15 protein-coding genes are annotated in these 25,656 nt (G+C 58.9%); 3 read left to right on the forward strand and 12 right to left on the reverse strand.

The window, feature by feature from the left end; translation table 11 throughout:
- Window positions 1-3: 3 nt before the first annotated feature.
- Window positions 4-393 (reverse strand): hypothetical protein, encoded by a 390-nt coding sequence (locus NP_RS11360; protein WP_011324006.1) that lies wholly within the window; start codon window positions 391-393, stop codon window positions 4-6.
- Window positions 394-521: 128 nt separating this feature from the next.
- Here NP_RS11360 and NP_RS11365 point away from each other — a divergent pair, with 128 nt between their 5' ends.
- Window positions 522-920 (forward strand): MerC domain-containing protein, encoded by a 399-nt coding sequence (locus NP_RS11365; RefSeq protein WP_049939872.1) that lies wholly within the window; start codon window positions 522-524, stop codon window positions 918-920.
- Between the two features lie 153 nt (window positions 921-1,073).
- Here NP_RS11365 and NP_RS11370 read toward each other — a convergent pair whose 3' ends face one another.
- Together NP_RS11370 and NP_RS11375 are read right to left on the reverse strand one after the other, a co-directional pair.
- Window positions 1,074-1,322: a DUF7542 family protein gene (locus NP_RS11370; protein ID WP_011324008.1), complete on the reverse strand. Its 249-nt coding sequence runs from the start codon at window positions 1,320-1,322 to the stop codon at window positions 1,074-1,076.
- Between the two features lie 38 nt (window positions 1,323-1,360).
- Window positions 1,361-4,387: a PAS domain S-box protein gene (locus tag NP_RS11375; RefSeq protein ID WP_011324009.1), complete on the reverse strand. Its 3,027-nt coding sequence runs from the start codon at window positions 4,385-4,387 to the stop codon at window positions 1,361-1,363.
- A 280-nt stretch (window positions 4,388-4,667) separates the two neighbouring features.
- Between NP_RS11375 and NP_RS14635 the strand changes: the two genes are divergently transcribed.
- Complete coding sequence (locus NP_RS14635) at window positions 4,668-6,092, forward strand: YncE family protein (RefSeq protein ID WP_011324010.1); 1,425 nt, start codon at window positions 4,668-4,670, stop codon at window positions 6,090-6,092.
- Between the two features lie 62 nt (window positions 6,093-6,154).
- A complete protein-coding gene (locus NP_RS11385) occupies window positions 6,155-8,134 on the forward strand; it encodes a copper resistance CopC/CopD family protein (protein WP_011324011.1) in 1,980 nt (659 codons plus the stop codon).
- 65 nt (window positions 8,135-8,199) lie between these two features.
- Here NP_RS11385 and NP_RS15175 read toward each other — a convergent pair whose 3' ends face one another.
- From NP_RS15175 to NP_RS11420, 9 genes are all read right to left on the reverse strand, one after another.
- Window positions 8,200-8,331 carry a DUF3368 domain-containing protein gene (locus tag NP_RS15175; RefSeq protein WP_148215458.1) on the reverse strand — a complete coding sequence of 44 codons (132 nt, stop codon included), beginning with the start codon at window positions 8,329-8,331 and terminating at the stop codon, window positions 8,200-8,202.
- A 176-nt stretch (window positions 8,332-8,507) separates the two neighbouring features.
- Window positions 8,508-8,996 carry a hypothetical protein gene (locus tag NP_RS11390; protein WP_011324012.1) on the reverse strand — a complete coding sequence of 163 codons (489 nt, stop codon included), beginning with the start codon at window positions 8,994-8,996 and terminating at the stop codon, window positions 8,508-8,510.
- The gene (locus NP_RS14880) at window positions 8,996-9,535 is read right to left on the reverse strand and encodes a DUF7342 family protein (RefSeq protein WP_011324013.1); all 540 of its coding nucleotides are present in this window, start codon (window positions 9,533-9,535) and stop codon (window positions 8,996-8,998) included. The genes NP_RS11390 and NP_RS14880 overlap by 1 nt, the downstream gene beginning before the upstream one ends.
- Before the next feature lie 329 nt (window positions 9,536-9,864).
- Entirely contained in the window at window positions 9,865-11,016 is a 1,152-nt protein-coding gene (locus tag NP_RS11400; RefSeq protein WP_011324014.1) for a twin-arginine translocation signal domain-containing protein, read from the reverse strand.
- A gap of 136 nt (window positions 11,017-11,152) precedes the next feature.
- Entirely contained in the window at window positions 11,153-11,284 is a 132-nt protein-coding gene (locus NP_RS15125) for a hypothetical protein (RefSeq protein ID WP_011324015.1), read from the reverse strand.
- 87 nt (window positions 11,285-11,371) lie between these two features.
- Window positions 11,372-14,506, reverse strand: a complete 3,135-nt coding sequence (locus NP_RS11405) for a BGTF surface domain-containing protein (RefSeq protein WP_011324016.1) — start codon at window positions 14,504-14,506, stop codon at window positions 11,372-11,374.
- A gap of 790 nt (window positions 14,507-15,296) precedes the next feature.
- Entirely contained in the window at window positions 15,297-18,446 is a 3,150-nt protein-coding gene (locus tag NP_RS11410; protein WP_011324017.1) for a BGTF surface domain-containing protein, read from the reverse strand.
- A gap of 478 nt (window positions 18,447-18,924) precedes the next feature.
- Window positions 18,925-22,896, reverse strand: a complete 3,972-nt coding sequence (locus tag NP_RS11415) for a surface glycoprotein (protein ID WP_011324018.1) — start codon at window positions 22,894-22,896, stop codon at window positions 18,925-18,927.
- A gap of 912 nt (window positions 22,897-23,808) precedes the next feature.
- Entirely contained in the window at window positions 23,809-25,536 is a 1,728-nt protein-coding gene (locus NP_RS11420) for a S8 family serine peptidase (RefSeq protein ID WP_011324019.1), read from the reverse strand.
- Window positions 25,537-25,656: the final 120 nt, after the last annotated feature.

The raw sequence follows: 25,656 nt of genomic DNA on the forward strand, positions 1-25,656 counted from the left end.
CGGTCAGCCGGTACGAGTCGTCACACGCCAAGCGTGGTCGGAGCGGGCGCGTACCCGTCTGTAGAAGGCGGCGAGTCCCGGCGGCTCGGTCCCCGGAAGAACATGGAGTTCGATAGCGCCGTCGCGGACAGCGACACGGAAGGTGTCGCCCGTCTCGTCGTCGTGGACGATATAAACCGGCATCGGCAGGTCGAACCAGTCGCCATATCGATACGGCCCCTCGTCGAGAACCCGTTCGATGGCAGCGGCGAGGGCGTCGTCGCTCCGGGCTGTCGCCGGCTGCAACGAAAAGACGGTCTCACCGTCGTATTCAACGCCGCCGCTCCGGGGGTAGCGTCTGACCGGCCGTTCCGGGATGGCGAACGTCGGCGTATCGTCGTCTGCCACGGACACACATACGCCGCCATCTGATATAAGTAGCCGGTCGGACACCGGCAGACGACGGAATAGTTGCTGACGCCGTGGGGACGAAAGCCTACCCGGAGACGAACGCCTTTGAGGACGTCGACCATACAGTGTCTGTGAACCCGCTCGACGAGGACAACGAAGGAGAAGTCCCGTTCGGCGAACCGTCCTCGGCCGAACAGGAGCTGGCACCCGATGCGCCGGATGCTTCGGTACAGACGTTCGAGACGGAGAGCGATTTCTCGTCGATGTCGGAGGTCTCTTCGGAGACGCTCGGCGCGTTCGGCGCGTGCTTCGTCTATGCGCATCTCGCGTTGTTTCTCGGTGCAATCGGGCCGATGGGCTGGTATTTCGAGGGCTGGAGCCGGGCCGGGCCGCTGTTGTTCGCCGGCGGCGTGGTTGCAGGGTGGCTGACATATCGGCGGTATCGAAAGTGGGAGCGACAGCGGGCGACAGACGACACCGCCGGCAGTGACACCGCGACTGCGGCTGCTGACGGCGAAGACGCCGGCTGAGCTGTCTACTTGGCGACGGCGGCGCTGCCGACAGCGCAATCGGGGGGTATAAGCCCCCCGGGCGAAATGTGGCGCAGCTGCATTGACGGGGTCAACGTGCCCGTCCTTTCAAAAGGTATCGCGGCTGTGCACGGCTGTGGCCGGCGGTGGGCGCTATTCGTCTGTCGACTCCCGCCAATCGAGCAGCGGTGAGTCGGCGTTCGCACAGTCGGGGCTGCCACAGACACCGGCGTCTGCGCCGGCGCGTTCGACGCCCTCAGCAGCGTGGTCGATATCCCAGTCGATATCGTGGCCCGTCTCCGTCTCGTGGGCAGCCAGTGCAGTGCGGGCGCGGCCGAGGCTCGAAAACGACGCGGTGTACTCGCAGTCGCGGCACGCTACAGCGACACGCTCGTCGGACATACCCGCCGTTTGTGGCCGGCGATAGAAAACGCTCCGGCTCAGTCGGCCTGTTGCAGCTCAACGACAAAGACCGCCCCGCGTGGGTCGTTGTCCTCGACGCGTATCTCGCCGTCGTAGCGGTCGATGAGTGTGTCGACGAGATACAGCCCCAGCCCCGTGCCATCGCTGTCGAGCCCCTTCTCGCCCTCCTGGAATATTCGGTCTTTCTGGTCGTCGGGGATACCGGGGCCGTTGTCGGCGATTCGAAGTTCGACGGTCTCGTCATCGGCTGTCGCTGCGACGGTCACTCTGGGGTGGTCGTTGTCGTTGTGTTGGATAGCGTTCGAAAGCAGGTTCCGGACGGCTGATTCAAGCATCTCGTCGGCACGGACCGCACAGTCCGGGATTGACCCCTCGATGTCGATGGTCGCGCGTTCGTGGCTCGCTCGGATGCTCGTGACTTGGTCATCGAGGACGCAGGTGAGGTTGACAGCTGTCAGTTCGTCCGCCGACCGGAGTAGGACTTCCGTCACATCGCGCGCCGTCTCGGTGATGGTGACCGCATCGCTGGCGGCCTCCGTGACGTGTTCGACGAAGTCCGCTGCGTCGCCATCGACGTGTGCTTCGAGCATCTCGCCGTAGGCGAGTACGAGCTGGAGGCTGTTGCGGATGTCGTGGCGGACAACCTGATTCAGGGTTTCGAGGTTGTCCCGCTGCTGTTCGAGCGTCCGCTCGTATGCTTTGAGTGCGGTGACATCACGGGCGTACGTGAGCGCTGTCGGTGTATCGGCGCGCGTGGTCTCGTACGGGATTCGTGTCAGTTCGAGCGTTTTATCGTCGCCGTGGGCTGTCGTCAATTCCTCTTCGGCTTCTATCCGTTCGCCGGAGTCGATGACTGCGGCGACATCTTCGGTGCAGTCACTCGAATGCTGGACCTCGAAGGGGAGGTCATCATCGTCCTTTCCGTTGAGTGCCTCAGGCGTCGTTCCGTAGAGCTCTGCGGTCGCCTCGTTGGCGAGGATAAACCGACCGTCCTTGTCTCTGACGTGAATCGGGTCGGGCACGAGGTCGATAATCCGCCGGAGTTCGTTGCGAGCCGTCTCTAGTTCCTGTTCTCGACGCTTCCGTTCGGTGATATCGACAACATAGCCGAGAGCGATACGCCTGTCCTCGGTGTTATGTTGGACGAACTTCGTGTGCTCGAAGACCCATCGTGTTTCGCCGTCAGCGGTGACGACCCGGTATTCATGGCTGCCGCGGCCTCGTTTGCGAGCCTGCTCGGCCTTTTGTCGTGCTTGTCCAATGTCATCGTCGTGAATGATTTCCGCAAACGAACCGATATCGTCAGTCAATTCTTTGGGCTCGTATCCGAGAAGCGCTTCGACGTTGTCAGAAGCGTACTCGATGGGCCAGCCCGGCTCGTCGCGCCATCTGAAGAGCACGACAGGCCCCTCGGTGAACATATCTCGCTCCTGCTCGACGGTTATCCACGCCCGCTTTTTGTCGTCGATATCTAATTGGACACCGACCGCGCGGATCGGTTCACCGTCTTCGTCGCGTTCGATGACTTGGCCGAGGTCACGAACCCACCGCCAGTCGCCGTCACCGGCCAATACCCGATATTCTGCTTCGTAGTATTCTGATTCCTCCACAACGTGGTCTTCGAACGTCTCCCAGATACCGTCGATGTCGTCCGGATGGATTCGGCGTTCCCACTCTTTTTGCTTGATTCTACTATTATCGGAGTCCTGTCTTGACACTATCGCCGAGCTGTTGTGTAGTTCAATCGTGTTGGATTCGATATCCCAGTCCCAAACGGAGATGTTTGCGCCCTTGATAGCGAGCTCAAGCCGTTCGCGGAGCTGGTTGATCTCCTGTTCGCGTTGTTTCTTTTCGGTGATGTCCCGGGCGACAAGGACGAATCCGTTTGGGTCGCCTTTGTCATCGGTTAGCGGCGACACCGTCTGGGAGAACGTGATTTCCTCACCGTCGGCACGTTCTTTGATGGCTTCGCCCTCCCAGCGCTCGCCAGCGAGAATCGTCTGCCACAGCTCGACATAAAAGGACCTGTCGTGGGCGTCCGAGCGGAGCAGCTGAATCGGCTCGCCAATCGCTGTCGCTGCATCGTACCCAGTAATGGCCTCAAAGGCGGGGTTGACGTATTCGATAGTACCGTCGGCGTCGAGCAGACAGACAGCGTGGCCGGTTTGTTCGGCAGCCTCACGGAACTGTTCGAGCTTTCGACTGCGGCGCTTTTCGTCGGTGATATCCCGGATAGTACCGACAAGGCGGTCCGGGGTACCGTCGGTGCTGGCGACGGGCTGTGCGTGAACCCGGACCCAGTTGGCCGATTCACCATTCGATTGAACACGGAATTCGACCTCGCGCCCTGACGGATCCCCAACAGCCTGGTCGTAGGCTGTCTCGAAATCATCCCAGTCGCCTGGGTGAACACACTCGGTGATTTCTGTCCACGTCCCGGTAAACGACGTCGGGGACAGCCCAAATATCGAGCAGGCTCGGTCGTCGCAGTAGACGGTCCGTGTTTCGGGGTCTACCTCCCAGACGCCGGCATCAGCGGCGTCGAGTGCCGATTCGAGCCGCTGGTGGATATGCTCGGGGGAGTGCCGCCGTTCATGGGAGTCTTTTGGCTGGGTCTGTTCCCGGGGCGATTCTGTTGGCGATTCAACGACACCGACAATGTGGTCGACTGCTCCGTCTTCGACGACCGGCGTGAGTGTTGTTTCCCAGCGGTCGGTCGCCGACGGCGTCGCAAACGACGCCGCATACTGGAGGGTTGTCTGTTCTTCGACACATCGCCGGCAGTAATGGTGGGCGCTTTGTTGCTGTGTTGTTGCTGGCTCTGGAATCACATTCCGGGCCGTATCGTGGCTCGATGTGTGTTCCGTGAGACGTCGGTAGGCGTCGTTGTGTTCCAGCAGCGTGAACTCGTAGCCGTCGTCCGTTCGTTCGGCATCGACGAGGAAGGCAGCATCGCTGGTTGCACAAAGAAACGCCTCGTGGGTACTGTTGGCAGCGGCGGCACCCTGGGAGCTATCAGGGTCAGTAATAGATTCCTCGCTCATATTCTCTGCTCGAATTGTCCTATTGCTTGCGACGGAACCTCTTAGTCTTCTAGGTTCTCAGGATACCGTTTTCACGCCCTCTGCCGGGAATATATGTGGGAATTCGATTCCCAATCGTAACCGGCATCGTGGGGTGGACCTCTCCACCGTGGATGTGAGACAAAAGAGATTAGTATGCATAAATAATGGAGATAATATTATATAGACAAGTGAAAATGCTAGCCGAGCAATCGACGACCGTACCAGAAACCGAAACAGGATACCCTCCTTGCATGTATCCATGCGCGACGACCCCCGACCCGAGCAGCGCCTCTCGCCCTCTCAGCACGTATCACGCCGTCGACTCATCCAAGGCATCGGAGCCGGAGCAACCGTCATGCTTGCCGGCTGTGCCGAGGAGAACGGAAACGGCGCTACTGAACAAACCCCCGACGATGACGACGAGACCGGTACCGAGCCGGACGACGGCGAGGAAGAACTAACAGCAGCCGCCTATGCGTTCACCGACACCGCCGTCGTCGGACTCGATACGGAGACAGAAGCGACAGCCGAAGTCGAATCCGTGCCCAACGCTAGCTGGGAGGATGTCATCGCGACGCCGGAATATCTCTTTGCTGTTGAGAATGGGAGTAGTGAGGTCTACGTCCTCGACCCCGGTACTGACGAAATCACCGACCGGATTCCAGTCGGTACCAACCCTGTCCATGGGTTCTATGCCGAAAGCACCGATGAGGTATGGGTCCACTCGGACGACGAAGCACAATTTTACGTCGTCGATGCGGCGGCACCTGATAGTGTCGAAGCGCGGGTCGCCGTCGGCGATGTCGGGGCCGGCCACGGGAAGGTTGCTGCGACCGGTGATGGACGAGCGGTCGTAACGAACATGGAGGCCGGTGGCCTGTTCGTGGTCAATCTCGAAGCCAAAGAGACAACCGAGCACATCGAGTTCGATGCGGATTACCACAGCCACTCCCACAGCGGCCACCAAACCCTGGAGCTACTGCATGATGCTGGTGATGACCACGACCACGATGACGACGACCACGACCACGATGACGACGACCACGACCACAGCGACGGCACGCACTACGTCGCATACGCTCCCGAAAGCGGGCTTGCCTTTGTCGAGGAACTCGGCGGTGGCCACCACCAGCACAGCATGAGCGGCTCGAAAGAGACACAGCGGCTGACGGCCCGCGGCGTCTCCCCGCTTCACGGTGATGATGACGGGGGCGACGCCCGGACGGTCGTTGTTGATGTCGACAACGCCGAGGTTGAAGGGACGATTGACGCTGGCGGCCCCACGTACGGCGCAGACGCCCACGAGCTCGTTTCGGTCATTGATGGCGATGATGTACACTTCGTGGATTCGACCGACAGCCACGGTCATGCGGACGAAACAGTAACGCTTTCTGATGCGTCACCCGCGGCTGTCAGATTCGGCGCGGACGGAGCCTACACCGCAAACCCACATTCCGGGGATATCTCGATTCTCGACATCGAGAGCTACGAGGAACTCGAACGACTCTCGGTTCCGGGAGATCATCTCGACGACATGCCGAGTGTGATTGCCGATGAGACCTTCGCGACTGTCGCCGCAGACACAGCAGTGCTCGTCGACCTGGAGAGCCAAGACCCGGTACAGTTCGATGTGTCCGACATTCAGACGGTTGGCCTGCTTTCCGCCGGTGCGGTGACGAACTGATGGCTGTCAGGACCGGCTGATACTCACAAAGCCGGCCACACGACACAAAATTCAGCAGTTAAATGACACACACGCGGACGTTCGCACTCGTTGTTGTACTCCTTGTTGCCCTCTCGGTCGTTGCCGGGCCGGTGAGTGCACACGCCAACCTCGATTCGTCGACACCCGCAAACGGAGCGCAGGTGGAGTCAGTTCCAGAGGCTGTCGAACTTTCATTTACCGGCGATGGGATCCAAAGCGCCGAGGTTGCCGTCATCGGCCCCGACGACGAAGACATAAGCGGTGCTGTGTCGGTTGACGGCACGGACAGACAACAGGTCACGGTACCCATCGATACTGCTGGCGACGCGTCGGGAATGTACGTCGTCGAGTGGGAGGTACTGGCCGATGACGGCCACACGACAAGTGGGAGCTTCTTTTTTACAGTCGGTGATGGGCCAGCCGACCGCGAGGTGATTCTCGACACGCTCGAAGACGGTGTCGAGGCCGGGACGTCTTGGGCCGAAGCCGTGGCGAACGGGCTGTTGCTCGGTGCGATTGTCGGACTGTTCGGCATGGCCGTCGCGTTCAAAACCGCTGTCATGCCGGTGGTTGCAGGACGCAGCCACGCGGGCACCGGAACGCTCCAGCGACGGGCGTTTCGTCTCTGTGCCGCGCTCGTCGGGGGATTGGTGGCTGCAGTGCTCGCTGTCGGCCTCGTACAGCTCCGTTTGTTCGGGCCGCTCTCGGCTGAGACCGCCGAGGGGTTCCTTGCCAGTTCGCTTGGGCTCGTGTGGAGCATACAGCTGCTTTCGGCCGTTGGCCTCCTTGCTGCAGTGTTGTTTTCGGTCCGGAGGGCAGCAGGCACTGACACGCGCCCGAGGCCACCGTTGAAAGCGATTGCTGTGGGCACGTTCGTCGTCGCGGCCGGCGTCGCCGCGACGAGTCACTCCGCGACGGCGGTTGATGGACTGCTCGGAGGCGGCGTTGGGCTCCTCCATATCCTCGGTGCGGGGCTGTGGGCCGGCGGGCTGCTTGCCGTCTGGGTGGCTGTCTCCGGCCTCGACCAACAGTCCTCGATGGCATCTCGTATACGAATCGTCGGACGAATCGTCCGCCGGTATGCCGTCCTCGCTGTTGCCGGGGTTGCACTCTTGCTTTCAACGGGGCTGTTTTTTGCCTCGTGGCATGTCGGCGGGGCTGCGGGACTGCGGGACACCCAATATGGCCTCCTGTTGCTCGGCAAGCTCAGCGGTGTCGCTGTTGGGCTTGCTATCGGTGGCTACCATCATTTCGTCGTGCTTCCGCGACTCGAAGGGCGGCCGTCTCTGCTGTCGCGGTTGCGTGGGGACCCGGCGGCGACCGATGGGGGGTCACCCGCAGGCCTCGACCGGTTTGGGCGGACGCTGCGGCTCGAAATCGGTGTGTTGGCGGTCGTTGTACTTCTCTCCGGAATCGTGACGGCGACCGCTCCAGCCGCTGTTGCGCTCGATGCCGGCGAGGACACAAGCGAACAGATCGAGACGACCTTCGATGACGCGGCCGGTATCGAGAGTCACATCGAACTCCAGCCGACGGCTGCGGCAGCCGACGACGAGCTTCGTCTACAGGACGGCCAGCCGGTCGTGGTCGATGTCCGGTTTGAACGCGATGGGGACCCGGTATCCGCCACAGACGGGCTTGAGCTCCGGGCGACGGCGCTCGATGGGGGGACGAACATGAACTTCGATGTCGAGCAACATGACGACCGATACAGCGCCGTCATCACCCTCCCCGAGACCGGCGCGTGGGAGCTGCGGCTCGTCGGCGACCCGGACGGCGTTTTCGGGAGCGTTTCGCTCGATGTAACCGTGGGTGGCGACCCGCAGTCGGAGGCCAGCAACGAGGCCAGTGATGACGACGGGGGCCACGACCACGAACACGACCACGGCGCGGGAGACCTCTCCGAGGACCCGCTGCAGGTCGGCGGGGTGTTGGTCGGTATTTACGGCTTGCTGGCCGTTGGCTATCAAGCACAGGCGCTCACCGGGCGGGCCGAAGAGGGCGACGGCGAAGAAGGATAGTTCAGGCCGTGCCTATCTCTGAGGCAAGATTCCCCTCGCGAGTACTCCGGTTTATATGATGAGAATCAGAACTCGTCACGTGCTCGCTCGAGAGCCGTCCCGTACAACTTGTCTGAGATCCAAAAGCCCGCTTCGCGGAGGCGGTCGAGTTCTGTCCGTAGTAGCTCTGTATCGTCACCACATTCGCGTAGCAACATTCCAATTACAGTGGTAGCGAGGCGAAAGCCCACTGGCTTTAGCCGTGGGATGAAGCCAGTGGTAGCGAGGCGAAAGCCCACTGGCTTTAGCCGTGGGATGAAGCCAGTGGTAGCGAGGCGAAAGCCCACTGGCTTTAGCCGTGGGATGAAGCCGACTCGCTTCGTGCTCGCACTCGTCACCGGAACCTAGCCGGCCGTCCGTCGGTCCACTCGACTGCAGCGACTGCATCGGGGAGTGATTCGAGTCTCCGCTCGATAACGTCGAGCGGGTGTGAGTCGATGAAGTCCGCTGGCTGATGGTCCACAGCTGTTGTGCTATCGTTGACTTGCAGGTGAACTGGTCCAATATCGTCGTGCGTGTCGTCTTGATGCCAGCCAACCAGCAGCTGTCGTTCCGGTTCGATCCAGTTGAACCAGTAGTATTCGTGCGGGTCGCCCGTCTGCAGTTGGAATCCGACTTCGATTCGTGCGGTTGTCGTCGGATACGCTTTCTCACCGAAGAACTGTCGTGGATTGACTGTGCCGACGACGCGGTACGGCCCAGTTTCACGTGGTTCGGTACGGCGTCGGCAAACAGCATCGAACTCGGAACTGAGCCGATTTTGAATGCGATCGTGGAGCCGCTTGCTCTGTAAGTTCGCCCGATTAGCGAGAAAAACGACCATTAGGCAAACGAGGAGAAACTGTTACTTTTGGGTGAGGTAAGTTCGACGACGTCACCATACAGGTAGAGCGCATGTTTCACGAGCGCGAGTTCCGTGTTGACCGCCTCCCATGTAGCGATCACATTACGCCGTTCACGAAGTTCCGAAGCCGACAATTCCTCTTCGGCGAGTTGTTCACGAAACTCATCGAGCGAACTGGCATTGAACTCCGATGCTAATGCTTCTTGTTCTTCTTTCAGGTCTGTGAGCTGCTCTTCTAACTCATCCCGCGTATGCTCCTCGATGAGGGTGGTAACCTCGTCAAAGAGCATCCGAACTGGATTCGCGTCGTATGCTTTCGTGCCGTCAATTGTCGTTTCGATGACCCAGTCGTCATCTTCTAACCGCTGGAGTTCATCATCTGCCGTTGCCCGCGAAACCGCTGCCTGATCGGCAATCTCTTGGACAGCTGTCGCCTCGTTCAGCGTTTCGACGACTTCACGGACGCGTTCACGGCCACTCATCGTGTTCGTCCACGGCCCGTGACTTGCGTCTCCCATTGTCTCCCTCTAGGACTCGCTTCCTCAAATAATTTATCGTGGATTAACTATCTGAATGGCCGATTTCTCGAGTGGACCAGTGTGGTGAACTGCCTCGGTGTCAAGCGGTTCGAGACGCCTTCGGCGTCTCGTCATCATCATTGAGCCGAGCCCATCGCTCGATGAGTTACTCGCATCCACGCTGGCGAGCTCGAACGCGGTGACGTGCTGGAGCGGGGTCGGGAGAATGAAAGACGAGTAGCAGCTCGTAGCCGACGTGACCGCTATTGTCGGCGCTCAAGCAGTGACGCAAAAAACGAAGGCCCGAACGTGTCGGCCGGCCTAGTGCTCTATCCTTGAAGCTGCAGCAGTGCCGCGGTCTCGCCGTCGGCAAGAACGACAGCGTTGTCGAGGTCGTCACAGTCAACTTCGGAGGCGATGCCGGCCGTCTCCGCGTCGTTTACGTCCTCGGTGCCGTCGCGGACGAAGAAGGCCACGTTCCCATCGCCGAGGGCATCGGCGTCGGTTTCAAAGCGGACGTAGCCGCCGCCGGCGGGGACCTCGACATCGTAAAGCTGGCCGAGTTCGTCGACGGTCGGCGCGTCGTCGGCACTTTCGGTCGCGTCGACGGGTTCTGCGTCGCCGCCAGCGGCGTCGCAGGCCGCCGCGACATCGTCGGCGTCGATGGTGACTTCGTCTTCCTGGACGACATCGAGGTCGACTTCGAAGAGCATCTCAAACCAGTTGTTGCCCGGCTCTGTCGACGGCAGGCCAAGGTTGGCGTCGACGATGCCGTCGCCCGTCTGGTCGTCGATGACGAACTCGTTGTCGACAAGCGTCACTTCGCCGCCGTCGATATCGATTGTCGTCTCGCCTTCGAGGTCGCCGCTTTGGTTCGTCGTCGCCGAGATATCGAAGCTAAACGAGCGGTCCTCGTCGCCGTCGATGAGCGTGTTGAACCGGCCTTCCAGCGTCATCACGCCCGTCTCCTCGTCGATTTCGCCGCTGACGCCATCGGGTGCTTCGACGACAACATCGATGCCGTTGACATCCAGGACGGGAAACTCGATGGAGTCGGAGGCCCACTGGTTGCCGGCGACGGTCCCCTCCAGCTGGATGGCTTCGTCGCCCTCGGCGGCCGACGGGAAGTCGACACCGCCCTCGCGAGCCTCGTCTTCGGTCTCCTCGTTGAACGAGACAAAGCCACCCTCGCCGGACGCCTCGAAGTCGCCACGGACCGGCAGGTCGAACTCGGCGGATTCCTCACGTTCGACGGTTTCGTAGGCGACCCCGTCGGCGAGCAGGCCGACGGTCGCTGCCTCTGGGTCTTCCTCGGGGGTTTCCTCCGGCGTCTCTTCAGGTGTCTCGTCGGGCGTTTCCTCGGGGGTTTCTTCGGGGTCTTCTTCGCCGTTGCCGTTACCGTTTCCGTTACAGCCGGCGAGTGCCGCGGCGGCCGCCACGCCCACACCGGATTTGAGAACCGTTCGTCGTGAAGGATTCATACACCGGTTTCATGTTGAGTAGTTACAAAAGATTATCGCTTCCTTCACCATTGTTAACTACAGTCCCGGAGTATGATAACTGTGGATGGGCGGGTGTTCGCCGCACGCTGATGGCTTCGGGAGGTATGGGGCGCTGTCAGTCGAACCGCTGGACGAGCGTGCCGTCCTCGCGGGGTTCAGGGGCGTTTTCGGGCTGTTCCGCAAAATCGTAGGACGTGATTATCGCGCGACCTCTTGGGCACATCCATGCTGTGGTCAGGGCGTGCATCGTTCGGCCAAACCAGCCACCGCTATCGAACGAAGCGCGCGAAAGAATGAAACCGCGAAACGGCGGGACTGCGCCGCGGTGGCTCAGTTAGTTGTCGAGTGCGTTGCGTCGGCGGGTCGCCAGCAGAGCTGCGCCGATAAGCGCGATGAGGGCGACGACAGCACCGAAGCCGGCCTGGTCGTCAGGCTCTTCCGGTGTGTCCTCAGGCGTCTCCTCAGGCGTCTCCTCAGGCGTCTCCGGTGTCTCTTCTGGTGTGTCCTCAGGCGTGTCTTCCGGCGTCTCTTCCGGTGTGTCCTCAGGCTCTTCGAATTCACCGAAGATACCGTTCTGCTGGACGACCGTGCTCCCACGGACGCGGAAGCCGACTCGTGCTTCATCGCCTTCCTCGCGGTCGCTCAGGTCGATCTCTGCCTCGAAGGCACCGTCGTCGTCGATGTCGACGCTGACGGTCTCGAGGAAGCTCTCGGTGTCACCACGCTGCTGGACGCGGACGGAAGCTTCCGAACCGGGTGCGACGTTTGTCGTCCCCGAGACGGTCGCTTCCTCGCCGGGTTCGATGGTGACGAGGTCGTCCTCGTCGACGTTGTCGAACTCGGCGTCGGCGTCAGCGAACGTGAACGTGGCGCTGGTCACAGCGCCTTCACCTGCTTGGAAGTACGGGTAGGCAGCCTCGCCGGTGTCGCCGTCGTCAGCGCCACCCAGTGGGCCGTACTCTTCAATATCGCCGATATCCTCGAAGCGGAACCGGTCATCGTCGTCGGTTTCGTATTCGAGTTCAACCTCGAACTCCGCACCGTCGCGGAGGTCGCGGTCGAATGGCTCGTCATCCGTGTCGACGATAACGTACATCTCGCCGGCCTCGTTGTCGGCGAGGATGAAGATTTCATCGTCACCGGACTCTTGGAGGTCGAGTTCGTTGGCGTCCTGGTTGCCAACCGGGTCGACATCCTCGAAGGTGAAGGAAATGCCTTCGCCTTCACGCTCAGTCAGCTCATAGAGCGTTTCGCTGTCGAAGCCCTCTTCCTCCTCGGGGATGACGGGGTCGAACTCGCCTTCGATGTCGACCATGTGGCCGTAGAGGCCGGAGGCTTCGATCTGTGCGACGAGGAGGTCATCAATCGCGACTTCGTCCGTCTCCGTCAGCGGACTGTCGTTGATGAGCTCTTCGATGGTGTCTTCCTCGTCGGCGTTCTCTTCAGGGCCCATCCAGACCGTCGTGTCACCGAGGCCGGGGCGCTGGAGGTCAACCGTCGCGAATCCATCCTCGTCTTCGAGGTCGGATTCGCCGTCCTCAACGATGAACTCCTCGGAGCTGGTCGCTGCGAGGTCGTAGTCGGCCGGCTGGAGCGGTCGAACGAGCTGCTGAGTCGGGTGCTCGTCGCTGTCGTCCAGCAGGTCAAGGTCTTCGAGGTAGGTCTGGAAGTCAACGCGGTCACCATCATCGAGGTCACTGTCGTCGTAGAACTCGGGGATGGCATCCCAGCCGGCGTCATCGGCTATCTGCGAATAGGCACCATCTGGTACCTCGGTTTCACCATCAGGGTTGACGGGGTCCTCGTTTGCAATGCCGATGAGACTCTCCGCGATGTCATCCTCGGAGTGAATCATCTGGTCAGAGGGAGCGTTGGTTCCCATCATCCGTGTGTTCACCCAGAATTCGACGGTATCGTCATCCGTGTCGTCCTCGGCGTAGATGACGTCGACGAAGCCGGCGTCCTCGTCACCGAACTGCAGCAGTACCTCATCGGCGGTGCCGATGTCGGCCTCAACGTGGACGATGTCACCCGCAGATTGGGTGTAGACGTTCTCATCGAAGTCGACAGTCACGTCCTCGTCGATGACTTCGATTTGGGCGTCGTCTGAGGCGTCGGCATCGTGGACATCAAAGTCGATAACGTAGATGAGTTCGTCGCGTTCGAAGAAGCTCAGGAATTCCTCTTGGTCCTGTATGTCGTGTGCGAGCGCTTTGCTGTCTGCGTCGTCGACCGCATCAGGGTCGTATAGTCGGATGTTCCACGGGCCAACGGCGTCACCGGATGGCTCAATCTCGTGGTTGGCATCGCCTTCAAGAGTCGTGAAGCCAGGGATATAGACTGCGTTATCGTCTGGGCCGAGATCGCCTGGCGGGCTCTCTTCGATTGGGTCCCACGCATTTCGCGCGATGACCTCATCGGCGCTATCGTCAATACCCGCAACATACTCTTGGAACTCCATTAGCGTCTCGCCACCGACGCCTTCATTTTCGAGTATCTGAGCGGCGTCGAACAGCTGTCCGTCGAGATAGGCTTCGTAGGGGCCGTCATATTCGTCGTCATCAAAGACCGTATAGGCGACAGTCGCCGAATCGAAGATGTTCTCGACATCACCCCAATCGCCCACACTCACGTTAACCGAGTAGCTTCCACGGTTTGATTCCGCATCGAGATCGACAAGGCTCTGATCAAAGTCGTCGCTAATGAGCGGCTCTTCGTCCTCATCGAGCTCGGTGTCAAGTGTTTGGGTAGTCGTCTCAAAAGTTGCCTGCTGTGGATACGCTCCGCTGGATGGCAAGGGCGTACCACTAACGAAGTAGTCACCGTCATCGTAGTCCTCAGTGTCAATCTCAACGACTGCCGTTTGGGTCTCCGGTTCACCCGGTGCGATTGTAAATAACGTTCCAAAGTTTGGCTCATCGCCAATCGCGGAGGCAATGACGCTTGCCGGAAGCTCAGCAACATCAACCGCTTCCGGAGGAACGCCCTCTTCTTCTGCAACTGCTTGCTGTAGCTGGGCCTCTAGGTCGTCGTCAGCGAAAGAATCAACTGTCTCAAACACTCCGTAAAGCCCTTGATCTTCAAATTCGCCGCCGATATACCCCTGCTTCAGCAAGAAATCAAGTGTCCCAGCCGAAAACTCATCAACAAAATCGTTGATTGTATTATCGTCTTCAAAGAAGACCACATCGAGTTCTTCTTCGAATGAGCTCGAATCGACTGTTCCACTGTCAAAGCCATCAGCGCTCCGAAGTTGGTAATCGTCAAACTCCGGGTCAATGTCGTCGCCGAAGGCATATGTCGTCTGTCCCTGCCAGACAACACTTCCGTCAAAAGCGTATGTTATCTCAACGTCGCCTTGTTCCTGTGCCATCGCTGTACCGCCGAAAGCGACGCCTGCACCGATTACAGAGGTAACCATAACCAACGATAGAAAGATAGCACGTACACATAGCCGCTTGTTATTCATTCTTCCCTCCGAGAGCGTGCTTGATCGATGGTCGAACCTGTCTATCACCGGTAGTCGCCGCCGACAAATGACATCTTCTTATGTCTCCTGTCAGCCACCCCGGTACGGGACTCCAATGCATAGTGGATACCACACCCACACAATTGAAACTGTGATACAAATATTTTGCGCTCAGAACCGTCATCAACCGGTTTATTAGTTATTCAGATGACCTGATGAATGATTATAAACCCACTTTGGGTTTTATCAGGGATAATTGAGTGTATTGTTAGCAGATTGGGCGAGATGCCTCCCACACTCTAGGAGCGACCAATTGGGAGCGAGCAGGATGAGGTTGACTTTCTCCCACCCGTAAACGGGGTGGGATTCCCACGGCACCGCACCGCTTGGTTGGGAGTTTCAGGTTTGCAGTCCAGTCGGCATGACCAGAACTCTTGGCGGGGCCAAGCCGCCGTTACTCCTCTCCCAGCATGGGATTCAGAGTTACCGTGCTGTTCGGCATCCACAGCCAGCGGCCCGAAGGGTTCCTCCAGACGTGGCGTGGCCCGAATCCCGATAGTATCCGTTTACCAGGGCGGTGAAACCGCCTCGGCGAGATTATATTCACGTCCCGATTGAGCATAAAACTCCGGGATGACTTGATCTCGTGGAGGGGTTTCTAGTTGTCGGCTTCATCCACACCCGTGTGGGCTTTCGCCTCGCTACCGCTGTAAACTAGCTGCCGCTGTCGAACGAAGCGCGCGAAAGAATGAAACCGCGAAACGGCGGGACTGAGTCGTCGGGGACTCAGTTAGTTGTCGAGTGCGTTGCGTCGGCGGGTCGCCAGCAGGGCTGCGCCGATGAGCGCGATGAGGGCGATGACAGCACCGAAGCCGGCCTGGTCATCGGGGTCCTCAGGCGTGTCCTCAGGCGTGTCCTCAGGCGTGTCCTCAGGCGTGTCCTCAGGCGTGTCCTCAGGCGTGTCCTCAGGCGTGTCCTCAGGCGTGTCCTCAGGCGTCTCTTCGGGTTCCTCTTCGACTTCACCGAAGATACCGTTCTGCTGGAGAACCGTGCTGCCACCAACGCGGAAGCTAAGGCGCGCTTGGTCGCCTTCCTCACGGTCGCTCAGGTCGATCTCTGCCTCGAAGCTACCGTCGTCTTCGATATCAACGTCGGCAGTCTCAAGGAAGCTTTCAGTGTCACCACGCTGCTGGATGCGGACAGCGGCGTCCGAGCCGGGTGCGACGTTCGTCGTACCCGAGATGGTTGCTTCCTCGCCAGGTTCGACAACAACGAGGCCGTCGTCAACGTTGTCGAACTCGGCGCTCGCGTCAGCGAACATGAACGTGGCCGACGTTATCGCGCTTTCACCCGCGTCGAAGTACGGGTAGGCAGCGTCTCCGTCACCGTCGCTACCGTCCTCAGCGCCATCGGGACCGTACTCTTCGATACCATCGCGGTCGAAGAAGTTGAATCGGTCATCGTCGTCGGTTTCGTATTCGAGTTCAACCTCGAACTCCGCACCGTCGCGGAGGTCGCGGTCGAATGGCTCGTCGCTCGTATCGACGACAACGTACATCTCGCCGGCTTCGTTGTCGACGAGGATGAAGACCTCATCGTCGTTTGCGTCTTCGAGGTCAAGGTTGTTGGCGTCCTGGTTGCCAATCGGGTCAACATCTTCGAAGGTGAACGAGATACCTTCACCTTCTCCGAAGTGGCTTTCGTCTTCAGCCAGCTCGTAGAGCGTTTCGCTATCGAAGCCATCCTCTTCGTCAGGGATGACGGGGTCGAAGTCGTCTTCGACGTCAACCATCGCGCCGTAGAGGCCGGAGGCCTCTATCTGGGCAACGAGGAGGTCGTCAATTGCGACTTCGTCAGTCTGCGTCAGCGGACTGTCGTTGACAAGCTCTTCGATGGTTTCTTCTTCGTCAGCATTCTCTTCAGGACCGGTCCAGACGACTGTGTCGCCGAGCGTCGGTCGCTGGAGGTCAGCTGTTGCGAAGCCGTCTTCATCTTCGACTTCGGATTCGCCGTCCTCAGCGATGAACTCGGTCGAGCCAGTCGCAGCCATTTCGTAGTCAGTCGGCTGGAGCGGGCGGACGATCTGCGTGGTCGGGTGTTCATCGTCGTCGTCAATCAGGTCGAGTTCTTCGAGATACTCGGTGAAGCTGATCTGGTCGTTGTCGCCACCAAGCTCGAGGTCGTCGTCATCGAAGAACTCCGGCTGCAGCTCCCAAGAGGAAACTGCGGCCGTGTAGTCGCCTGCTTCTGCGTCAGGGTCGACATCCTGAGTCTCACCGATGAGGCTCTCCGCGATGTCGTCATCGGAGTAGAGCATACGGTCAGAGTCGACACCAGTACCCATCATACGGGTGTTCATCCAGAATTCGACGCTGTCGCTGTCATCGTCATCCTCGACGTAGATGATGTCGAGGAAGCCAGCGTCTTCGCTACCGAACTGAATGAGTGCCTCGTCGGTGTCTTCGAGGTCAGCTTCGAAGTGAACGACGTCACCTGCGGACTGCGTGTAGACACTCTGGCTGAAGTCAACGGAGACATCTTCTTCGTCGACGTTGGCTTCGGCTGTGTCTTCTGCCTCAGTGTCGTGGACCTCGAACTCAAGCTCGTAGCTGTCTTCGTCAATGCCAAAGAAGCTCACGTCCTCATCAGTGTTGCCGGTGTTAACCAGCAGGACCTGTTCGTCGGCGTCGTCAACGTCCTCATCATAGAGGATGACGTTCCAGTCGCCGATAGCGAGGCCGGTGTTGCGGAGGTCGTAGTCACCGTCACCGTCGACGGTAGCCTCGTAGTCGCTGATATCGAGGAGGCCTTCCTCGTCAGCCTCTTCGAGTGCTTCGAACGGACTGTTGACGGTCTCGTCATCATCGCCACCGATGATGAGCTCTTCTGGGCTGTCGCCACGTTCGATGCCGGGGACTTCATCGATTCCCGTCCACGCGAAGATGTCGAACAGCTCCTCGTTGTCGAGGTCGCCGTCAGCACTCACGTTCATCGAGTAGCCGCTACGGGTAGAGTCCGTTTCGAGTTCGGCGAGACTGTCGTTCCAGTCATCGTTGAGAACCGGGAGGTCATCCTCGTCGAACTCAGCATCGAGGTCCTGAATGGATATCTCGAAGGTGTCTTGTTCAGGCGGGTTGGTTGGCAGATCGCCGCCACGGAGGAAGTGGTCGTCAGCGTCGAGGTCGTCACTGTCGATAACAACTATCGGGCCTTCACCGTAACCCGCCTCAGTAACGAGTTCTTGGGCACCGTCCGAGAGGTCCTCGAACTCTTCGATGTCGTCGTCATCGATTTCGGTTGCGAAGGAGCTGGACTCAACTGCGTCGTCTTCGAAGTCATCGACGGAGCGGACCTGGTAGTCGCCACCCTCGACGATTTCCTCACCGAAGGCGAAGACATCCTGGCCCTGGAATGCAACGGAGCCCGGGAACTCGTAGGTGAGCTCAGCAGGCTCGCCCGGTTCGGGGGCGCCGTTGTCGCCGTTGTCGCCGTTGTCAGGCACCGTGACCGTCTCGGTCACGTCAATCTCTTCGCCACCAATGCCGACGTTAAAGAAATTAAAGTCGACATCCGCACCGGGAGTCAGGTCAGCTTCGCCGGTCAGAGAGATGGTGACCTCGGAGGGATTGTTATCGAAGTTGATCAGGCTGCCAAAATCGCTGGCATCAACGTCGAAGTCATCCTCTTCGAGTTCGAATTCGTTGCCGTCAACCTCAACTGTGGCACCGATGCCAGTCAGTTCGTCGGACGACAACGTGGCGTCAATCTCGACGTTATCTGGGTCGTCAATGTCTATAAACTCTACATCTACATCCACTTGGTCCTCTTGAGCCGCTGCCGAGCCGGCAAAGGCTGCGCCGGCAGCGACCATAGAGAGCACCATTATCGCAGCAAGGAATAGTGCGCGGCCTTGCTCGCGATAAGTCGTATTTCCTGTCATAGTTATTTTTGAATCCTCGGATGCCGCCCGGTCACGTCGGAACTCCGACGGTCGCGGCGCGGTTCCATGGGTAGGGGCGTCTGATGTTACCCGAGCCTCCATTAAATGTTTTGTGGTGCTGTATGGGACAGTTCCCCACGAGAAGGCGTCTATCCAGCAATTTCGGATAAATAGTCTATTTGCACAGCGAGCATCGATTTGACATCTTCCCCAGCGTGATCACAGGGGAATTCAAGCAGTGGGTGGTTCAGGCTTGCAGTCCGACCACCGGACTATCACACCTTTCGGGCGCGGGGCGTCCCACAGGCACGGTGGAGTATCGTTTGGCTCGCTTTGAGCAATCGCGGGCTCCGCAATCATCCAGTCATTCAATCGCAGAGTGGCTACACGGCAAGAAGCCGCAGCTACGAGCGAAGGAAAAAATAAAACCGTGAAACGGACGTTGAGCGTGTATTACCGCGACACGCTCTTCAGGTCGTTATTCTTGCTGTTCTTGCCAGGCGTCGATGACTTCGAAGATACCGCCTTCGAGCTCAACGTCGTCTGCGAATGCGCCTTCGTCATTCTGGAAGTCATCGATGATGCCGAAGATGTCCTGGATCTGGCCATCTTCGTCAGCGTAGAACTCGACAACCGTGTCGGGTTCAGGCTCACCAGCATCTTCGACGAACGTCAGCGTGGCGCTGAGCTCATCGTCTTCGGTTGCGAAGACGTAGTCAATGCTGTCACCAGTTTCGAGGACTTCCTCGGCGAGGCCGAGGTCGACATCGAATTCAACCGTTTCGGTGGCCTCTGCGTCAAGCTCGACGGTAGTCTCGCCGAGATCGAGTTCACCGAGTTCTTCATCGGTGGCTGTCAGGGAGACCTCAGTCTCACCAGCCTCGTCGTTGTTGTTCGTAACGTCGACGGAGGCAGTGACATCCTGATCGAATTCGACCTCAACGTCACCGGGCTGGATGTTGCTCAGCGTGAAGCCTTCTGCGGGTTCGTCATCTTCGAGGGTGACGGTCAGCGTGGCAGTCTCCGAATCGATGTCAGTGGAGATACCGTGCTCGTAATCGCCTTCCTCGACATCAGGCACGGTCACGTCGAAGGAGACCTCTTGGGTTTCACCGGGGCCAAGAGTGAGCTCCTGCGAGTCGACATCCTGACTGTCGAAGAAGAACGTTACGTCGCCAGTGTCTTCCTCGCCAGCAGTGTTGGCGACGTTGGCCGTCACTTCGATCTCGTCACCGGGTGACGCCTCAGCCGGAGCCGCGAGGTCGGAGACCTCGAAGCCTTCCGGCGCGAGGACATCCTCGATGACGATGTCGGCGTTCGTCGTGCCACCGGGGATCTCGGTTAGCTGGGCGAAGCCAGTACCTTCGTTACCTTCTTCGTCAACGAAGGTAGCCTCGACCGTGTAGTCCTGCCCGGAGCGCACGCCGTCACTACCGGTGAAGGAGAACGAACCTCCCGGACCGGCAGTCGTCTCCGCCACCTGCTCGAGTTCGCCGGTTTCGTTCTCGACGAAGAGCGTCACTTCGGCACCCGGCAGGTTGTTACTGGGTGTCTCGTCGTCGACAACGTCGCCGGTGATCTGTGCGCCTTGGAAGACGTCAATGGTTGCCTGCTCGGAGCCTTCAGTCTGGAAGACCTCTCCAGCACTCTCAGCGGACGCACTGATGTTCGTCTCGCCAACGGTTGGCGAGTCACCAGTGAACGTCGTGGTGGCAACGCCCTCATCGTCGGTAGTCACCGTCTCGTCGGCGAGGTCACCGACGATCTGGTCGGTGGCTTCGAGGTCGATCTCGAGGCCTTCGGCCGCTTCAGGTTCGTCGTCAACGCCGATCTCTTCCTGTGTGGCCTCTACTTCAACGCTAACAGGCTCATCAACAGGAACTTCCGTGTACTTGTCACCGTTGTCGACAGTCACGTCAAGGTTGTACGTGAACTCATCGACGGGTTCGAATTCCTGAGCGCTCAGGTCGACGTTCATCTGGTCGCCCTGGGCGTTCGCGGAGACGTTCACGACGTCGTAGCCACGGAAGTTCGCGAAGCCGTAGGCCGTGGATGCGTCGTCAGTATCGTCACCGCCAGCGATCACGGCGTAGGTCCGTGGGTCGTCGACGTCGACGGGCAGGTTCAGCAGTTCGAAGTCACCCTGGTCGTTGGTGACGTCGGTGGGGATCGCACGCTCGTCATCGAAGCGATTCTCGGTTGCTTCGTAGGTCAGGTCCTCAGACGCATCGAACACGTTCTCAGTGTCCTGCTGGAAGTCCTCTTCACCATCCAGATCCTCGTTGACCGTGATGTTCTGGAAGGTCGAGACCGACGCTTCGACGGATTCGTTCTCGATGGTTACCTTCTGCTGGACCTGGTAGTCCTCAGCAGGTGCGAGGAACGACAGGTCGAAGGACGGCTCATCGCCGGTTGCGGAGTTGATTTCGATACTCCGGTCGGTTTCGTTCTGGATGACCTCGACGTTCTCTGGCGTGTGGGTCAGGTAGTCCGACCGTGGATCCTGCACGACAGCATCGCCATCGTCAGTGAAGGTGACGACACGGAACTGGTCGCCCACGTCGAGGCGGACGTCACCGAGACCCGTTTCCTCACCGTCGACATCACTGTAGTCCAGGTTGATGTCTGCATCTTCAACCTCACCGAAGTCATCAACGTTGATGTCCTCGAGGAGCGTCGACAGCTCGATGCTGTTCAGCTCTTCGACGCCATCGTTGGTGGCGTTAACGCGAACGGTGTTCTCAAGGACCCGATCGAACTCGACAGCGTGGACTTCCACGCCGGACTCAGCAGCGATGTTGGACTGAGTGCCCACATCGATGTCCTCATCGATCACGTCGGCCTCACCGGAGATCGTACCGGTGTCGCCGATGTCCGGGACGAATTCGAGTTCCGCTTCTTCGGTAATGACCTCGTCGTCACCCTCAGTCGCTTCGAAGGTGAGTTCAGTTACTTCGACGATATCCTCGATGTCATCGAAGCCGTTGTCGGGGTCGACCTCGAAGGTGAAGTTGACTGTACCGTCGTCACCAGTCTCTGCGGTCGTTGGGCTGCCTGGTTCGATGGTGTTGACTTCAGGAATATCGCCCTCATTGTCCTCGAAGGTCACTTCAACGGGCGTGTTATCGAGCGGCAGGTCATCTCCCTCCGGGAAGTCGTCAGTGGTCACCGTGACCGTTGCCTCGATCTCGTCATCGATGCTGACGGTCTGGCCCGGATCGAATTCGACGTCGATGTCGTCAGGCGTGATGATTCGCTGAAGCGATGGGTTCACCGTCTCTTCGACGTTGTTCTCGTCGAGAGAGGCACTACGGGTCGATGCTTCGAACCCTTCTCGTTCTGCTTTGACAACGTATTCGACGCCGTTAGCAGCACCGACTGCAAGACCGTCGTCGATTCCGTCGACACTACCGTCGAAGCGGAAGAAGTCATCATTGCCAGTGTTTCCTGTAGCAATGAGGTTACCAGATGCTTCACTACCCTTGTAGAGGAGCACATCAACTCCCTCAACGGGGTTGTTTGCTGTATCCGAAGTGACAACTTCGACAGCACCGCCATCATCAGTACCGATTGTTAGCGTTCGGGCGTTACTTTCGCCACCATCGCCGCTGTCTGCATCCTGAACAGTAGCTTGGAGGTCATCTGCCTCGGCAGCACCAGCAGTTGCGTCAGTGTCATCTTCCGTATTGAATGTTTCACTGACAGTCTCATTTTCACCTGCTGAGAGTGCATCAATGTTGTCGAAGGTTATTGACGCATTGAGGTCGTACTCGTTATCCGCATTGTCATTGTCGACCTCGATGTCTTCAACGTCGATATCGGATTCACCAACGTTTTCGACAGTTACGTCAACGCCAACATCAGCACCGAACGGTGCTGCGCTTGTGACGCCGAGAGTGACATCGATTGATGACTCGATGTCGAGGAGGTTAGTTCCAGTTTCGGTCTGCTGGGAGGAATCATTACCAGACTGAGAGTCACTGAAACCAACGGTAACATTAACGTCAGATTCCTCGGTCTCAGGGTTCACAACACCATCATAAGTGATGTTGATGGAATCTCCATCACTCAGTCCAGTCTCACCTGTCTGAATGAAGAAATCCTCACCGCCAGCATCACTTACATTCTGAGTGATATTCTCGCCACCGACATCCACATTCACGTTAGAAACGTCAGTGGTGTTGAAAGCGTCACCATCAGAGAGGTCAATCTCCAGCTCTTCGAGAGCACTGCTTGTCCCATTGGTAACTGAAATATCTATACTATGCGATGCAACATCGTTAGTGGTATTCACCGTGAGATCAGCATCGTCGACGGTGAACTCTGCATCACTATCTGCGGCCGCCGCCGGTGCCGCAAACGCTGCGGACATGGCGACCATCCACATAACCATAATCGCGGCCAGGAACACGGCACGGACTTTCCCTTTTGTGTTTACGTCCCCTGACATATATCAGAGTACCTCCTGTGGGCTAGCCGCTCCCGTATCAGACACGGTACTCCTGTACCGAGTGTGAGTCAATGTTACGCTACGTTGTGTTTCTATCATATTTCGTTTGTCTCGTAGGTAGTTAGCGAACGATACGACAGCCGTCCCCGCGAGCCGGCAGCACTGCCACCGAATCGCGGTATATGGTGTGTCATAGTGTATTTGTTTGGTGGGTCTGGTTCAGTCTCTTAGCAGCGATGTCACGTTCGTGGCTGTCGAAGCGCCCCATTATATATTTTCCCCTCTAGCCTCCCTTGCGAAGCGGTGGCGTTTATACGCTGAGCAGGCGCAATACCACGGCCTTCAGGCCGTGGATACGCGCCGTCACTTAATGAGTAACGGCTGGTTGGCACAGCCCGGAGTCTTCCTGTTCGACCGCGAGAGCGGACGGTTCACACCAAGAAAACAGGGAGTCTGCAAACCGTAATATCCCAACGCTGAGCAAATCGGAGATTTGCGATGTACGCGAATCTTCGATTCGCTTGACTCGGGATTCCTCCGCCTTCAGGCGGAGGAGGATGTCAACTGGGAACCCTGCATCTGACGGACACCGCGGGTTCGGGAACCACTCTTTGGACGTGGATTCTACCACGAAACTTATAACGGTAGCACAAAAATCAGCAAATCGCCTACAAGGGTACTCCCCCGTGTAGGCAGCGATGTCACACCTCCGGGGGCGGCGGTCGCTCCCGGTGCGGTTTCCGGTTCGGTCTCGACTGGGGCCCCACGCGGGGCATAACCCACTTTTCGGGGCGTTTTTCACGGCGTTGGCGAGACACAAAGCGCCGTCTGGTCTCCTGTATGGCTTCAGTGTGGCGTCGAAGCAAGTGGGCTTTCGCCTCAAAGCGCTGTGGGCTTCCGCGCGGTGTCCACTCAGGAGGTCTGGAAGGCATTGATGACATCGAAAATCGACCCCTCTACGGTCGACCCCGGAGCGAACGCACCGCGGTCGTTCTGAAAGTCATCTATCGCATCAAACACCGCTATCGAACCGTCATCGCGCGTGTAGTACTCCACCGCCGTCTCTGGGTCGTCTAACGAGTTCCAGGCATTGATGACATCGAAAATCGACCCCTCTACGGTCGACCCCGGAGCGAACGCACCGCGGTCGTTCTGAAAGTCATCTATCGCATCAAACACCGCTATCGAACCGTCATCGCGCGTGTAATGGTCCTCCGCCCGCTCTGGCTCTGTCGGCGGGGCAACAGCATCCACGGCCGCGGAGGCATTGATACGACCGGCTCCCTGCCGGGTGGCTGGCTCACCAAGGTCGTCTGTGGTTTCAGCAAGGACATCTCGAGTGGCTTCCGGGGATAGCTCTTCGGAGGCGGTGGCGGCCAGCAGCGCCGCGACACCGCTTGCGTGCGGGACAGCCATGCTGGTACCGAACTTGCGCTCGTACCCGCCGTCTGCTGAGGCACTGCGGACATCAGCACCGGGCGCAACGACGTTCGGAACAACGTACTCGTCGGGCCACGTTGATGGGATTTCGTCCGTATCCCACTCGCTTTTGAAAACCTGCTCGCCGCTCGATTCAGGCCAGATTTGCTCCCCGTCTTGGCTGGTCGCCCCGACCGAAAGCACGGGATAGACATCAGCCGGTGACGTGCTCGTTCCCGGACCGTTATTGCCCGCCGAAGAGACGACGAGGGAACCGGACGCATGCGCGTTCTGAATGTGTTCGACGTACTGGTGTGTTCTGCTGTCGCCACCAAGACTGATGCTGATAACATCAGCATCGTGTTTTACCGCCCACTCCATCGCCGCGGTGAGCTGGCTGAAGGTTGCACCGTCGTCGTCGAGCCGTCCGTGGAACAGTTCGGCGTCGGGAGCGACGCCGATTCCGTTGTCGCCAGCAACGGTACCACTGACATGTGTTCCGTGGCCGTCACCGTCGTGTGGCTCCGAGTCGATTCGGTTTCCAGCTAGATCAAAGTCGGCCCAGCCATTGGGAGCAAGCTCAATATCCGGATGCGACGCATTGACCCCGGTATCAAGGACGGCGACTCTGGCTCCGTCCCCTCGGTTTCCGGCACGTTCCCATGCCTCCGGGACAGCTATCGCCTCTATACCGGTTGTGTACGCTTCTTGTGATGTCAGTTGAGCGGCCGGCTCGGTCGCTGCTGACGACTGCGCCGGGTCGGAAGCAGCGAGGTCGACACCATCGGCGGTTGAAGCGCTGTGATGCTCTACTTCGAAGTCGGCATGGACCTCCGAGACGGCCTCGAACCGACCAACAGAGCGTTCAAAATCAATCGCAGTTGTATCGACGGTAATCGAAACAGCATTAACCAACCAGAACTGCCGTTCGATGGCTATTCCTGGGTGATCGTTGGCAAAGTCAACGAACGCCGCTTGCGTGTCGTTTGCCCGCGTCTCCATTGTGGCTGGGCCCGCTTTCGCTTCGGTGTCGAGTGCCGCTGAAGCCTCAAACCGAACAATGGCGGTCACCGTTTCGTTCGTTTCAGCCTCTTCTGCGACTTCGGGGCCGATTTCAAGGTCTGGTTCCGACGCGGCCGCTCCCCCAACGGTGATACCAAAGCAAGCACCGAAACCGAAAATCAATACGAGTAGCAGCCTAAGCGTGATTTCGTCTGGCATTTGTTGTTGCGGCTTATAGGCGGAGCAGGCGCAATAACACTGTCGCGTTTCGAGTTGGTGAACCGCCTCGGGGTCAAGTGGTTCGAGACGCAAAGCGTCTCGTCATCACGGAAGACTCCG

This window comes from Natronomonas pharaonis DSM 2160 (assembly GCF_000026045.1).
GTDB lineage: Archaea > Halobacteriota > Halobacteria > Halobacteriales > Haloarculaceae > Natronomonas > Natronomonas pharaonis.